The sequence below is a fragment of the Streptomyces nigrescens genome (assembly GCF_027626975.1).
In the GTDB taxonomy this organism is placed as follows: domain Bacteria; phylum Actinomycetota; class Actinomycetes; order Streptomycetales; family Streptomycetaceae; genus Streptomyces; species Streptomyces nigrescens.
Map to the genome: position 1 here is coordinate 6,580,331 of NZ_CP114203.1, position 14,169 is coordinate 6,594,499.

At 69.3% G+C, this 14,169-nt stretch carries 12 protein-coding genes and 1 pseudogene; 4 read left to right on the forward strand and 9 right to left on the reverse strand.

From position 1 onward, the window contains the following. Nucleotides 1–4: 4 nt before the first annotated feature. Nucleotides 5–2,083, forward strand: a complete 2,079-nt coding sequence (locus tag STRNI_RS29220; protein WP_159488406.1) for an MFS transporter — start codon at nt 5–7, stop codon at nt 2,081–2,083. Between the two features lie 30 nt (nt 2,084–2,113). Here the strand turns inward: STRNI_RS29220 and STRNI_RS29225 are convergent, their stop codons facing one another. The 5 genes from STRNI_RS29225 to STRNI_RS29245 all read right to left on the reverse strand — a co-directional run bounded on the left by STRNI_RS29225 (nt 2,114) and on the right by STRNI_RS29245 (nt 6,802). Continuing rightward, nucleotides 2,114–2,641: a GNAT family N-acetyltransferase gene (locus tag STRNI_RS29225; RefSeq protein ID WP_277412313.1), complete on the reverse strand. Its 528-nt coding sequence runs from the start codon at nt 2,639–2,641 to the stop codon at nt 2,114–2,116. Nucleotides 2,642–2,708: 67 nt separating this feature from the next. Then, entirely contained in the window at nt 2,709–3,041 is a 333-nt protein-coding gene (locus STRNI_RS29230; protein ID WP_018087982.1) for an antibiotic biosynthesis monooxygenase family protein, read from the reverse strand. A gap of 140 nt (nt 3,042–3,181) precedes the next feature. Beyond that, nucleotides 3,182–4,717 (reverse strand): glycine betaine/L-proline transporter ProP, encoded by a 1,536-nt coding sequence (proP, locus tag STRNI_RS29235; protein ID WP_229838215.1) that lies wholly within the window; start codon nt 4,715–4,717, stop codon nt 3,182–3,184. 419 nt (nt 4,718–5,136) lie between these two features. Beyond that, nucleotides 5,137–6,168, reverse strand: coding sequence for a CU044_5270 family protein (locus tag STRNI_RS29240; RefSeq protein ID WP_277412314.1), 1,032 nt, complete (start codon nt 6,166–6,168; stop codon nt 5,137–5,139). Continuing rightward, nucleotides 6,161–6,802 (reverse strand): RNA polymerase sigma factor, encoded by a 642-nt coding sequence (locus STRNI_RS29245; RefSeq protein WP_274735307.1) that lies wholly within the window; start codon nt 6,800–6,802, stop codon nt 6,161–6,163. Before STRNI_RS29245 ends, STRNI_RS29240 begins: the two co-directional genes overlap by 8 nt. A gap of 127 nt (nt 6,803–6,929) precedes the next feature. Between STRNI_RS29245 and ctaD the strand changes: the two are divergent. After that, nucleotides 6,930–8,564: pseudogene (ctaD, locus tag STRNI_RS29250) on the forward strand (aa3-type cytochrome oxidase subunit I); the annotation flags it as partial. Nucleotides 8,565–8,644: 80 nt separating this feature from the next. Then, nucleotides 8,645–8,980 (forward strand): hypothetical protein, encoded by a 336-nt coding sequence (locus tag STRNI_RS29255; RefSeq protein ID WP_159488412.1) that lies wholly within the window; start codon nt 8,645–8,647, stop codon nt 8,978–8,980. Between the two features lie 51 nt (nt 8,981–9,031). Here STRNI_RS29255 and STRNI_RS29260 read toward each other — a convergent pair whose 3' ends face one another. The 4 genes from STRNI_RS29260 to STRNI_RS29275 all read right to left on the reverse strand — a co-directional run bounded on the left by STRNI_RS29260 (nt 9,032) and on the right by STRNI_RS29275 (nt 12,590). Then, nucleotides 9,032–9,730 carry a hypothetical protein gene (locus tag STRNI_RS29260; protein WP_018093342.1) on the reverse strand — a complete coding sequence of 233 codons (699 nt, stop codon included), beginning with the start codon at nt 9,728–9,730 and terminating at the stop codon, nt 9,032–9,034. 137 nt (nt 9,731–9,867) lie between these two features. Then, entirely contained in the window at nt 9,868–10,287 is a 420-nt protein-coding gene (locus STRNI_RS29265) for a DUF6114 domain-containing protein (protein ID WP_277412315.1), read from the reverse strand. Continuing rightward, nucleotides 10,278–10,898 (reverse strand): DUF6230 family protein, encoded by a 621-nt coding sequence (locus STRNI_RS29270; RefSeq protein WP_093647389.1) that lies wholly within the window; start codon nt 10,896–10,898, stop codon nt 10,278–10,280. The genes STRNI_RS29265 and STRNI_RS29270 overlap by 10 nt, the downstream gene beginning before the upstream one ends. Nucleotides 10,899–11,357: 459 nt before the next feature. After that, nucleotides 11,358–12,590 (reverse strand): cytochrome P450, encoded by a 1,233-nt coding sequence (locus STRNI_RS29275; protein ID WP_277412316.1) that lies wholly within the window; start codon nt 12,588–12,590, stop codon nt 11,358–11,360. Nucleotides 12,591–12,830: 240 nt separating this feature from the next. On the opposite strand from STRNI_RS29275, the gene STRNI_RS29280 reads away from it, so the two are divergent. Beyond that, complete coding sequence (locus STRNI_RS29280) at nt 12,831–14,000, forward strand: steroid 3-ketoacyl-CoA thiolase (RefSeq protein ID WP_018093338.1); 1,170 nt, start codon at nt 12,831–12,833, stop codon at nt 13,998–14,000. Nucleotides 14,001–14,169 lie beyond the last annotated feature (169 nt).

Genomic DNA, 14,169 nt, shown 5'->3' on the forward strand with positions numbered 1-14,169 from the left:
GCTCATGGCGCAGGACACCGGCGCTCCTGCCGTCCCCGGCGAGGACCGGTCCCGGCGGACGGTCCTCGCCGCGATCGGCGCGCTGTTGCTCGGCCTGCTCATCGCGGCGCTCGACCAGACCATCGTCGCCACCGCGCTGCCCACGATCGTCAGCGACCTCGGCGGCATCAACCATCTCTCCTGGGTTGTCACCGCCTACCTACTGGCCTCGACGGCCGCGACACCCCTCTGGGGCAAGCTCGGTGACCTGTACGGCCGCAAGAAGCTCTTCCAGACCGCCATCGTGATCTTCCTGATCGGCTCGGTGCTGTGCGGTATCGCGCAGAACATGGGCGAGCTGATCGCCTTCCGGGCCCTCCAGGGGCTGGGCGGCGGCGGGCTGATCGTGCTGTCCATGGCGATCGTCGGCGATATCGTGCCGCCCCGCGAACGGGGGAAGTACCAGGGCCTGTTCGGTGCCGTCTTCGGCAGTTCGAGCGTCCTCGGCCCGCTGCTCGGCGGGCTGTTCGTGGACCACCTCAGCTGGCGCTGGGTGTTCTACATCAACGTCCCCGTCGGCATCGTCGCGCTCGCCGTCATCGCCGCCGTGCTGCACATCCCGCGCCGCCGCACCCCGCACCGGATCGACTACCTGGGCACCGCGACGATTGCCGCGGTCGCCGCCTGCTTCGTGCTGATGACCTCGTTCGGCGGCGTCACCTACCCCTGGGCCTCCTGGCAGGTCGTGGGGTGCGGTGTGCTCGGCGTCGTCCTGCTGGGCGCCTTCCTCGTCATCGAGCGCCGGGCCGCCGAACCCGTGCTGCCGCTGCGCCTGTTCCGGCTGCGCACCTTCTCGCTCACCGCCGTCATCGGCTTCGTCATCGGCTTCGCGATGTTCGGATCGATGACCTATCTGCCGACGTTCCTGCAGGTCGTACAGGGCGTCAGCCCGACCATGTCCGGGGTGCACATGCTGCCGATGGTCTTCGGCATGCTGCTGGCCTCCACCGGCTCCGGGCAGATCGTCAGCCGCACCGGCCACTACAAGGTCTTCCCGATCGCCGGCACCGGTGTCGTGGCGCTCGGCCTGCTGCTGTTGCACCGGCTCGACCAGGGCAGCGGCGTCGCCGAGATGAGTGCCTGCTTCTTCGTCTTCGGCTTCGGACTCGGCCTGGTCATGCAGGTGCTGGTCCTCATCGTGCAGAACGCCGTGCCCTACAAGGACCTGGGCGTGGCCACCTCCGGTGCCACGTTCTTCCGCTCCATCGGCGGCTCGTTCGGCGTCTCCCTCTTCGGCACGGTCTTCGCCGGCAACCTCGGTACGCGGATCGCGGACGCCCTCGCCGGTCAGCAACTGCCGCCGGGCATCGACCCTTCCAGGGTCGCCGAGGACCCGCGGACCGTCGCGCAGCTGCCGCCCGGCCGGCGCACCGCCGTCCTCGACGCCTACGCCATCTCCATCACCGATGTCTTCCTCTACGCCGTCCCCGTCGTCCTGGTCGCCTTCGCGCTGGCCTGGTTCCTCAAGGAGGAGCCGTTGCGCAGCAGTGTCACGGCGCCCGACACCAGCGAGGTGCTCTCCTCCAACCCCGTCGAACGGTCCTCGCGCGACGAGGTCGCCCGCGCCCTGTCCATCCTCGGCAGCCGAGAAGGCCGCAAGCACATCTACGAGAAGATCGCCGCACGGGCCGGACTGGACCTCAAACCGGCCGCGGCCTGGCTGATCCTGCGCATCCACCGCTACGGCTCGGTGGAACCGGGACTGCTCGCCGAACGCAGTACCGTGCCGCTGGGAGTGATCTCCGAGAGCGTCCGCCAGATCGAGGAACGCGGACTCGCCACCCGCGAAGGGCTGTTGCTGCTGCTCACCGGCCCTGGACGGGAGACCGCGGAGCGGCTCTCGGCGGCCCGTCAGCAGTCGCTCGCGGAGATGCTGGGCGACTGGTGGACCAGGGACCGGCCCACCGATCTCACCGAACTCGTCCACGAGCTGACGGCGGAGCTGTGCGGCTCGGACGCGGAGGAGCCGCACAACGGCGACGCCCGGCCACCGCTGCCCCGCACCCACCCGCCCACGCCCCAGCCACCGGACCTGGCCAAGTGAGCACGCTGGAGGGGAGTTCGGGCTAGCTCCTCAACTGGCCCCGTCCAGCCGCTTCTCGAAGAAGATCTCTGCATAAGGGTCGTCGTCGTGGTACGGATCGATCTCCAGGAAGCCGTGCCGCCGGTAGAGCGCGACGGCCTCCACCAGATCGAGCCGGGTGTCGAGCCGGAGCCGCTCGGCGCCCAGCCGCACCGCGGCCGTCTCGGCGGCCCGCAGCAGCGCCCCCGCGCCGCCCAGCCCGCGCCGGGCGGGCCGTACGAACATCTGCTTGAGCTCCGCCGTGCGCGCGTCCAGCAGCCGCACCCCGGCACAGCCCGCCACCTCCTCGCCATGACGCGCCACCAGCAGCACGCCGCCCGGCGGTGCCAGATCGGCCGTGGGGTACTCCGCCAGCCCCTCCTCGATCTCCTCCGGCGTCGAACGGCGGTCCTCGTGCAGCGCGAAGTAGCGGTCGGCCACCTCGGTGTAGTACTCGCGCAACAGGGCCTCGGCGTCCGGCGAACCGGCCGGCTCGGCGGCGACGGTCCAGGGGAGACGGAGGGTGGCGGCGTCACTCATGGCGCCATTGTCACGGCCGGTCCGGTGCGCCGCGCAACGCATTTCCGGGTGACGCCGCCGGTGACGGTCAGCCCTGCTTCGGCCCGGCCTGCTGCACCACCTCGAAGGACCACAGCGTGGAACCGGACGCGGCGGGCTTGGGCCGCTCCCCGCCCTCGGCGCCGCCGCCCTGCTGGTGCGCGGCCTTCATCGGCCCCTCCATCCACGCCTGGAACGACTCCTCGTCCCGCCACCGGGTGTAGACGAGGTACTGGTCGGTGCCCTCCACGGGGCGCAGCAGCTCGAACCATTCGAAGCCGTCCGAGGAGTCCACGGTGCCGGCGCGCGCCGCGAAGCGCTTCTCCAGGACCTCGCGCTGCTCGGCGGGCACGGTCAGTACATTGATCTTCACGATGCTCATGCCGACCATCGTGCCGCACGGTGCCGCAGGGGCGCAGGTCAGGGCCGGGGAATCCGGGGATTCCGGGGAATGCCGAGGGCCCGGCCGGAAGTATCCGAGCCGGGCCCTGTGGCGCCTGGAGGGTGGGCAGTCCGTGGGTGTCAGACCGTCGCGTCGGCCTTGGCCGCGTGACGGATCTCCTCCGCCTCCGCCTCGGTCTCGACGGCCGGCGGGGAGCCGGGCAGCGGCTTACGGGCGCTCTCCGACATCAGCAGGACGGCGATACCGCCGATCACGGCCGCCGCCATCATGTAGTAGGCGGGCATCATCTTGTTGCCGGTCGCGCCGATCAGGGCGGTGACCACCAGCGGCGTCGTACCGCCGAAGAGCGACACGGAGACGTTGAAGCCGATCGACAGGGAGCCGTAGCGGACCTTGGTCGGGAACAGCGCGGGCAGCGTGGCCGGCATCGACGAGGTGAAGGTGACCAGCAGCAGTCCGAGCGCGGCCATGCCCACCGCGATGGCGGCCAGCGACCCCTGCCGGATCAGCAGCAGGGCGGGGACGGACAGCACCAGGAAGCCGAGGCAGCCCGCGGCGATGACCGGACGGCGGCCGAAGCGGTCGGTGAGCCGGCCCGCGAACGGCTGGGCCGCCATCATCAGGACCATCACCGCCAGCACGACCAGCAGCCCGTGCGTCTCGTCGTACTTCAGCTCCGAGGTCAGATAGCTCGGCATGTACGACAGCAGCATGTAGTCCGTGACGTTGAAGACCAGGACCAGCCCGACGCACAGCAGCAGCGACCGCCACTGACCGAAGATCATCTCGCGGATGCCGATCCGCTTCTCGACCTCGCGGCGCGCCTTCTCCTTCGTCCGCGCCTCCTTCTCCAGCTGCGCGAAGGCCGGGGTCTCTTCGAGCCGCATCCGCAGGTAGAGGCCGATGATGCCCATCGGTCCGGCGATCAGGAACGGGATGCGCCAGCCCCAGGAGTGCAGGTCCTCGGTGGACAGCAGCGCGGTCATCAGCGTGACCAGGCCGGCGCCGCCGACGTAGCCGGCCAGGGTGCCGAACTCCAGCCAGCTGCCGAGGAATCCGCGCTTCTTGTCCGGGGCGTACTCGGCGATGAAGGTGGAGGCGCCACCGTATTCACCACCGGTGGAGAAGCCCTGTATCAGGCGGGCGACGAGCAGCAGGATCGGTGCGCCGACGCCGATGGAGGCATAGGACGGGATCAGGCCGATGGCGAAGGTGCCCGCCGCCATCATGATCATGGTGATGGCGAGAATCTTCTGCCGGCCGATCCGGTCACCGAGCGGCCCGAAGACCATGCCGCCGATGGGACGCACCAGGAACGCCGCCGCGAACGCTCCGAACGTCGACAGCAACTGCGCGGTCGGATTCCCGGACGGGAAGAAGACATGTCCGAGGGTGACCGCGATGTAGCTGTACACGCCGAAGTCGAACCACTCCATCGCATTGCCGAGCGCGGCGGCCGAGACTGCACGCTTGACCATCGCGGGATCGACGACGGTCACCTCGCCGGATGAGTGCTGCGCGGGATCCGCCCCGCGGTCCTTCCGGAGACCGGATGCGGCATCGGCTCGACTGCCGGCGGGGTGACGGGGGCCGGGTGCGACGGGGGACTGCGTCGGCACGTGTTCGCTCGCCTGCGCTCTCTTGGACGACAACATGACACTGCCCGCCGTGGGGAGGCGGGCGCGGCCCGTCATGACGCGACGGGCAAAGGTCGACCATAGGGGCAGACCGGATCATCACGGACAGTGCGCGGACGACCGCGCAGTCGGCCGTATACCCGCTCCTTGCAGGGGAAACTCCCATTCGGGGATCAGTTTGCGACCCCTCGGCCTGTGATCCATATCGCGAAGTTCTGCTGCAACCATCGGCCGGTTGTGACGTGTGTCACGCGCCGGGGCGGGGTGTGACACGCACCGGGTCGGGGTGTGCCGGGCAGGGAAACGGCGCGGCGGGCGCACTGCACCGCCGCGCCGAGGTGGATCGTCGCGTTCCCTCAAGGATCAGTCATGACCGCCCGCCCCGCCACTCGGGGGCGCGGCCCGGTACGCCGCTCCGTCCCCGGGCCGCCGGCGCCTCACGGCATCCATGCCTCGTACGACATGACCTCCCCCGACCTGATCCGGAACTCCGGTTCGTCCTTGGTGAAGGTGATCTCCAGGCCCAGGAGTTCGCCGGTACGCGGATCGAGGATCACCATCTGGCGGGTGGAATTCGTTGCGCCGTCCGGGCCGTCGTACACATACGCCTGCCCGCGCCGGCCCAGCCGGTCGGTGACCACCCCCGCCTGCCGCAGACCGTCCGCATCGGCCAGCATCCGGACGATGGCGGCCGTCTCCCGCGGTCCCGGCGTCCACTCCTGGCGGAACGAGGAGAGCGCCGACAGCAGTTGCGGCGTGGTGCTGGTGCCGCCCGCCCCGCCGTACAGCCACGACAGCTGTTCGCGCAGCGCCCCGGCGTCCGTCGGGGGCTTGGTACGGCCGGCCAGCCCGCTGTGCTGCGCCTCCGAGCCCGCCGGATAGGTCTTGCGGTGCAGGACCTTGCCGTCGCTCACGGTCTGCCACTCGCCGTCGTTGTCGTGGATCACCGGACGGCCCGGGTGCCGGGGGTCGGTGGCCACGACCAGTTCCGAGCCGCTGCCGTCGTCGTTCCAGCTGGTGATGCGCTCCTCGGGCACGGTTACGGGGGGCGCGGCGTCCGGGCCCGTCTCCATGCTCATGTACCAGCTCTGCAGATGGCTGCCCCGCCGCGGCCCGTCCTCGGCAGCCGCCGTCCGCGCCCTGGCCTCCGCCCTGCGGGCGAGCAGGTCCAGTGACACGGACGGTGCGTCGGCGTGCAGGGGGAGGGCGGCGGGCGCCGCGACGGCGGGGCTGCTGCCGGCGCCGGAGAAGGTGAGCACCAGGGCGGCGACGGCGGCCGCCGACACGGCGGTCAGGCCCATCAGCAGACGGCGCCGGCGCACGGGGCGCGGGCGGCCGCGCGGTACGGCACCGGTGGTGAGCGCCGCCAGACGGGCCTCAGCCCGCGCGGTCAGCGGGCGGTCGCGCCAGGGTCCCTCGTCGGCGGAGACGGGGTCGGCCTGCCGCAGCAGCTCCAGTTCCTCAGTCATGGCGGCGGCCTCCCGCTCGGGTCGGTACGGGGTGGGGGGAGAGGGGGCGGGGAGTGGCCGGGCGCGGGGCCGGTGCCGGCGCGGGGGGCGCGTCGGTCCGTGGTGGAGGCGCCTCGGGCCGGGCGGTCTCGCGCCGGCGCATCCGCTCGATCTGGGTACGGAGCCGGCCGCGCGCCCGGTGCAGCCGCATGGCCGCCGCGCTCTGGCCACACCCCAGGGTCACCGCCAGCTCCTCGATGGTCAGTTCCTCCCAGGCCGTCAGCCGCAGCACCTCCTGGTCGGCGGGGGAGAGGCGGGCCAGCGCCTCATGCACCCAGGAACCGGGCCGCTCGGCGTCCGGGCTGTCCACGGTCTGCCGGCGGTGCGCCGCCTCGTGATTGCCGAGCCGGTGCAGCAGCCGCCGGTAACGGCCCAGCCCCCGCACCGTATTGGCCAGACAGTTCCGGGCCACCCCGTACAGCCAGGGCAGCGGCGCGTCGGGAAGCTCGGCGCGGCGTCTCCAGGCTATGGAGAAGACCTCCGCCACCACTTCCTCGACCTCAAGTGCCTGCCCGTCCAGCCGCCGCGCCACAAAGCGGCTGACCGCCCAGTAGTGCGCGCGATAGGCCTCGGCGAAGGCGTCGTCCGTGCTCATGAACCCTTGGTGTCCGGCATGGCCCCGATCTTCACACCCTCCGGGGTGAAACTTCCCACCCCGCCCTGTCCCCGCGGGCAGTGAGGATCGCGACGGCTCCGGACACCTACCGGGCATGAAGTTTCCCGTGAAGTGGCTGACGACCACCGACCACAAGACCATCGGCACGCTCTACCTGGTCACCGCGTTCGCCTTCTTCTGCCTCGGCGGTCTGATGGCCCTGGTGATGCGCGCCGAACTGGCCCGTCCCGGCCACCAGATCATGTCGAACGAGCAGTTCAACCAGGCGTTCACGATGCACGGCACGATCATGCTGCTGATGTTCGCGACGCCGCTGTTCGCCGGATTCGCGAACTGGCTCATGCCGCTGCAGATCGGCGCGCCCGATGTCGCCTTTCCCCGGCTGAACATGTTCGCCTACTGGCTCTACCTCTTCGGCTCGCTGATCGCGGTCGGTGGTTTTCTGACGCCTCAAGGAGCCGCGGATTTCGGCTGGTTCGCCTATGCCCCGCTCTCCGATTCGGTGCATTCCCCCGGAATCGGCGGCGATATGTGGATCATGGGTCTGGCCCTCTCGGGCTTCGGCACGATCCTCGGTTCGGTCAACTTCATCACGACGATCATCTGTATGCGGGCGCCTGGCATGACGATGTTCCGGATGCCGATCTTCACCTGGAACGTGCTGCTGACCGGTGTGCTGGTCCTGCTGGCCTTCCCGGTGCTGGCGGCGGCGCTGTTCGCGCTGGAGGCGGACCGTAAATTCGGTGCGCATGTCTTCGATGCGGCCAATGGTGGCGCATTGCTCTGGCAGCACCTCTTCTGGTTCTTCGGCCACCCCGAGGTGTACATCATCGCCCTGCCGTTCTTCGGCATCATTTCCGAGGTCATTCCGGTGTTCTCCCGGAAGCCGATGTTCGGTTACATCGGTCTGATTGCGGCGACGATTTCGATTGCCGGTCTTTCGGTCACGGTGTGGGCGCACCACATGTATGTGACGGGCGGCGTGCTGTTGCCGTTCTTCTCGTTCATGACGTTCCTGATCGCGGTGCCGACCGGTGTGAAGTTCTTCAACTGGATCGGCACGATGTGGAAGGGCTCGCTGTCCTTCGAGACGCCGATGCTGTGGGCGATCGGCTTCCTGATCACCTTCACGTTCGGTGGTCTGACCGGTGTGATCCTGGCCTCGCCGCCGATGGACTTCCACATCTCCGACTCGTACTTCGTCGTGGCGCACTTCCACTACGTGGTCTTCGGCACCGTCGTCTTCGCGATGTTCTCCGGGTTCCATTTCTGGTGGCCGAAGTTCACCGGCAAGATGCTGGACGAGCGGCTCGGCAAGATCACCTTCTGGACGCTGTTCGTGGGCTTCCACGGCACCTTCCTCGTCCAGCACTGGCTCGGCGCGGAAGGCATGATGCGCCGTATCCCCGACTATCTCGCCGCCGATGGATTCACCACTCTGAACACCCTCTCCAGCATCTTCTCCTTCCTCCTCGGGCTCTCCCTCCTGCCGTTCCTCTACAACGTCTGGAAGACCGCGAAGTACGGCCGGAAGGTCGAGACCGACGACCCCTGGGGATACGGCCGTTCGCTGGAATGGGCGACGTCCTGCCCGCCGCCGCGGCACAACTTCCGTACGCTGCCGCGTATTCGCTCCGAATCCCCGGCGTTCGACCTGCACCACCCGGAGATCGCACGCGAGATCGAAGCCATGGCGGCCGCCGAGGACGCCGCCCCCACCGAAATCGGGGCACGCACATGAGCGAGGGAAGGCGGAGGGGCGGACAAATGCAGAAGGCCGAGGGAACGGGGCGGGACGGAGGAATGCGGAGGGCCGCGGAAATGCCGCTGGACCAGGCCGTCAACGAGATCGAGGGATTTCTCCTCTGGGAGGCGGAGAAGGACCGGGCCCGCACCCGCGCGCAGGACTTCTGCGCCGGTCTGCCCTGGCTCACCGACACCCAGCGGCGGGAAGTGGAGCTGCGCTACTGCCAGGACCAGCGCGATGCGTCGCGGACCTACCTGGAGCGCATCGCGACCCGCAGCGCCGCTTTGCGGACCGAGTACGAAGGCGTCTACCGGGCCCTGCGGCGCCGGCTGATCACCGCGTTCCTGAGCGGCACGGTGGCCGTGGCGGTGCTGGTGACCGTGGTGGCCGCCGGTCTGAACGCACGCTGAGAGGGTGACGCCCGCTCGGGGAACGGACGCCACCCGTGGCTCAGCCGGTGCTCAGCCGGTGACGGTGATCTGGGATGCGGGATCGGTGGTGTCGCTGACCGTGTAGGCGGCGTTGAACGTCGAGCTGGTCGCGCTGGTCGGACAGCCGAAGCCGCCCACCACCTTCACCGGCACCGACGCATTGGTGAAGGTGAGGGTGGACGGCGCGCCGTTGGTCCAGCTGCCGTTCACCGTTGCCGCCGAGGTGGGCGCCGCGGTCACCGTGCAGGACGCCAGCCCGCTGGTCTTGAGCACGAACCCGCCGGCCGGGATGGTCAGTCCGGCGGTCACCGGCGTCCCGTACTGCATGGCCACGCCCCAGGTGCCGGTCGTGGTGACGGTCGCGCTGACACCCGGCATGCTCGTCGTGCAGGAGCCGTAGGTCGCCGGGGTGGTGGAACTGCTCACCGGGCCTTCCGGGTTCTGGTTGCCGGGGGCGGCAGGCACCTGCCCACTGGAGACCGAGGTCGAGCAGGTGACGGTCACCGAACCTGCCTTGAAGGTGGCCTTGCCGCTCAGCTTGGCGGTGAAGCTGTGACCCGCGGGACTCACGGTCGTGGACGGCGCGGCGGCGGACGGCGTCCCGGCCGGCTGTGCCGTCGCGGGACTCGTCACGGCGAGGGCCAGACCGAGGGCCGCGACGATTCCGGTTCCGGCGGTGCGTAAGACGCGCTGACGGGGCGTACGGCGGGTGGGGTGCGTCATCGTCATCGTGGTTCTCCTTCTGAGGGGTGGGGTGCCGGAGGAGCGGTGCGGCGGGTGGCGCGGGCAGCGGTCCGCCCCGTACGCGGACGAAGGCGTGGGGGTACGCGTACGGGCGGGCGCGGCGGACGGCGGGCGGGAGGTGGCTAGGGCTCGCAGGGCGCGGGCGCGCCGCCGCCCGGCGCGGCAGCGGCCCCGGGTGCCTCGGGGGCTTCGGGTCCCGTCGGAGTGACCGGCTGCCAGGCAAAGATCATCGAGCCGCCGAGAATCCCGATGACGGTGCCGATCAGAAAGCCACCGAGGTTGGACATCACCAGCGCGGCCGCCGCACACAGCACGGTGAGCACACCCGCGATACCCCGGTAGTGCGGCGCGAACCACGCCGAGAGCCCCATCACGATCATCACCAGCCCCATCAGGACCGACGGGATGCCGGCGATCCCCTGTTGCAGCATGATCTTCAGCGGTGCCAGAGGGATGGCGCAGATCTCGGCGCCGGCGATGACGGCCGCAAGACCACCCCAGAAGGGCCGTCCCGTCCGCCAGCGCCGCCAGGTCAGAAGCATTCCTTCTTGCCCTTGGAGATCTTCATGCTCAGACCGGACAGCTTGAAGGTCCCCGCATTGGTGGCCCAGGCGGTCTGCCGGAGCTTGCTGATGCTGACGTCATCGGCCTGCTGGGCGAAGAGGTCCTGCATGCCCTGGGCGCTGTCCGGTCCCTTGTCGAGGGTGGAGGCGTCCCGGCCGATCTCGATCTGGTGGAAGGACGCGTTGCCGGAGAGCTGGGTGGCGTCCACGAAGAGATTGGTCGCCTCGACGGGCGTGCTGCCCGTACCGGCGCTGAGGTTGAGCGAGATATCGCCGACAACGGGCAGATGGGTGACGACCGACTGGCACAGATGGTTCAGCTGGGCGGTCTTGATGGCGGTGACGGCGACCGGCAGGAGGTCTCCCCTGGCGTTCGTGTCGACACTGCCGTACTGGGCGAATCCGTCGCCCTTGAGGCTGTCCGCGGAGACCTTGAACTGCTGTCCCGAGACGGCGAACGACGCCGCCAGCGCCCCGTTGGCCAGGGCGATGCCCAGGGCGGCGGTGCCGGCGAGCGCCGGGACGGACAGCACGGCGAACTTCCGCCAGCTGATCCGTCCCGTGACAGGTCTGCCGTGTGCGTCTTTCATGGTGGTATGTCCCCTTCGAAGAGCGGTGGAGCGCACCGTCGAAACGTGTGGGGGGAATGCGTGAGTGCAGGGTTGCGTGTGGTGCTGAAACGCGCGGAGGAGCCGGGGGTGAGCGCATGGGGGAGAAGATGCGGCTCGGGGGCGCAGACGGTGCTGAGCGGTGCGCGCAACGGGCTAACTGCCGAGTGTTACTGGCGAGTTGAATGTAAGTCTGCCAATGACAGCTGGCAAGGTTGAGGGAGGAACCGGTTTCGGACATACCCCTGGTCCGGCTTTTCCTCGGCGCGGTTTCGCGCGCCCCGGATGGCGGGCCGACGGCCCCTACGGGCAGGTGCGGCACGCCGCGGGGTCATAGGGGTCCACGCATCAGCGGGACGCCCACCCTCCGTGATCGGAGTGAGCGTCCCGCCCGTTTACCGTCCGCTTCCGTCGCCGCTCTCCTGGGCCGCGGCGCCGCCGTCAACCGTAGTGAACCTGCAGCTCCTTGACGCCGTTGAGCCAGGCCGAGCGGAGCCGGCGCGGGTCGCCCGCCAGGGAGATGCCGGGCATGGCATCCGCGATGGCACCGAAGATCAGGTTGATCTCCAGGACCGCCAGGGACTTGCCGAGGCAGAAGTGCGGGCCGCCGCCCCCGAAGCCCAGATGGGGGTTGGGGTCCCGGGTGATGTCGAAGACCTCGGGGTGGTCGAAGACCTCCGGGTCGTTGTTGGCGGAGGAGTAGAAGATCCCCACCCGCTGGCCCTTGTTGATCTCCGCGCCGCCCAGCTCGGTGTCCTGGGTGGCGGTGCGCTGGAAGGAGACCACCGGGGTCGCCCACCGGACGATCTCCTCGGCCGCCGTCCCGGGGCGCTCGCGCTTGTAGAGCTCCCACTGGTCGGGATGGGTGAGGAAGGCATGCATCCCGTGGGTGATCGCGTTACGCGTGGTCTCGTTGCCGGCCACCGCCAGCAGCAGCACGAAGAAGCCGAACTCGTCGGAGCCGAGATTCCCTTCGTCCTCCGCCGCGACCAGTTGGCTGACGATGTCCTTGGCCGGGCATTCCTTGCGCACCGCGGCGAGGTTCATCGCGTACGAGATCAGCTCCGTGGCCGCATTGAGGCCGACCTCTTCGGTGATGGCCAGTTCGGGATCGTCGTACGCGACCATCTTGTTCGACCAGTCGAAGATGCGCGCCCGGTCGTCCTGGGGGATGCCGATGAGTTCCGCGATGGCCTGGAGGGGGAGTTCGCAGGCGACATCGGTGACGAAGTCCCCCGAGCCCTTCCGGCGCGCCTCGGCGACGATCTGCTCCGCCCGGTGGCGCAGCGCGTCCTCCAGGGCCCGGATCGAGCGCGGGGTGAAGCCGCGCTGCACGATCTGGCGGACCCTGGTGTGCTCGGGCGGGTCCATGTTCAGCATGATGAGTTTCTGTACGTCGATCTGGTCGCGGGTCATGGCCGCGTTGAAGCGGATGATCGAGGTATTGAGGCTCGCGGAGAAGATCTCGGGCTTGGTGGACACCTCCTTGACGTCCTGATGACGGGTGACGACCCAGTACCCGTCGTCACCGAAGCCGGCAATACCGTGCGGCTGGGCGTTCCACCACACGGGCGCGGTCCGCCGCAGCTGTGCGAACTCGGGGAGCGGAACGCGGGACTGGTAGACGTCGGGGTCGGTGAAGTCGAACCCGTCGGGCAGCGCGGGACATGGCATCGGCGACTCCTGGTCCATCCGAGACGTCTGACGGTTCATCAGGTATGGGTGCGGTGAAGGTAATGACGCGCTCTACAAGTGGCAAGGGGTCTGGCGACTCCGGTTGTGGACAAGGGTGTTGCACGCCCCTTGCGCCCCGGAGGGCGTCTCATAAGACTGTTTGTAGAACTAGAACGCGTACTAGTTCTTCTTCCGTGGGTGCCGGAACATCCGCGGACGCGAGGAGAGGACGAGTCAGTCATGGCCGCGGAACCCGTCATCGTCGAAGCAGTACGCACCCCCATCGGCAAGCGCGGAGGTGCGCTCGCCAACCTCCACCCCGCCTATCTCCTGGGTGAGACCTACCGCGAACTCCTCGCCCGTACGGGCATCCAGCCCGACTGCGTCGAACAGATCGTCGGCGGCACCGTCACCCACGCCGGCGAACAGTCCATGAACCCGGCACGCAACGCCTGGCTGACGATGGGCCTCCCGTACGAGACCGCCGCGACCACCGTGGACTGTCAATGCGGATCCTCCCAACAGGCCAACCATATGGTCGCCAACATGATCGCAGGCGGTGTCATCGACATCGGCATCGGCTGTGGCGTCGAGGCGATGTCCCGGGTGCCGCTCGGCAGCGGCTCCAAGCACGGCCCCGGCAAGCCCTGGCCCGACGAGTGGAATGTCGATCTGCCCAACCAGTTCGAAGCGGCCGAACGCATCGCCCGCAACCGGGGGCTGACCCGGGAGAACGTCGACTCGCTCGGCCTGATCTCACAGGAGCGGGCGGCCGCCGCCTGGGCCGAGGAGCGCTACAAACGGGAGACCTTCGCCGTCCAGGTCCCCACCACCGAGGAGGAGCAGGCCGCGGGCCAGGGCATGTGGCGGCTGGTCGACCGCGACGAGGGGCTGCGGGACACCAGCATGGAGGCGCTGGGCGGCCTCAAGCCCGTGATGCCGACCGCCGTCCACACGGCGGGCAACTCCTCCCAGATATCCGACGGCGCCGCCGCGCTGATGTGGGCCTCCAAGCGCATGGCGCGCGCCCTCAGACTCAAGCCGCGGGCCCGCATCGTGGCCCAGGCGCTGGTCGGCGCCGATCCGCACTTCCACCTGGACGGCCCCATCGACGCCACCCGCGCGGTGCTCGGCAAGGCCGGGATGTCCCTCAAGGACATCGACCTGGTCGAGATCAACGAGGCCTTCGCGTCCGTCGTGCTCTCCTGGGCGCAGGTCTTCGAACAGGACCTGGAGAAGGTGAATGTGAACGGCGGCGCCATCGCCCTCGGCCACCCGGTCGGCGCCACCGGCGCCCGGCTGATCACCACCGCACTGCACGAACTCGAACGCAGGGACAAGGAATTCGCCCTGATCACCATGTGCGCGGGCGGGGCACTGGCAACGGGGACGATCATCCAGCGGCTGTAGCGGACAGCCGCCTACCGCCGAGGACCGCAGTGCGGGGGGGCGGGGGTGTTGCCGGGGCGTTGCTGGGCCCCTCCCCAACCTGAGGAAAACCACAGCTGAGTTGGGTGGAAAGCCGCATTCTGCAAGGCGCGTGATCTCCGTACCGTCAACGACATGACGAACAGAACAC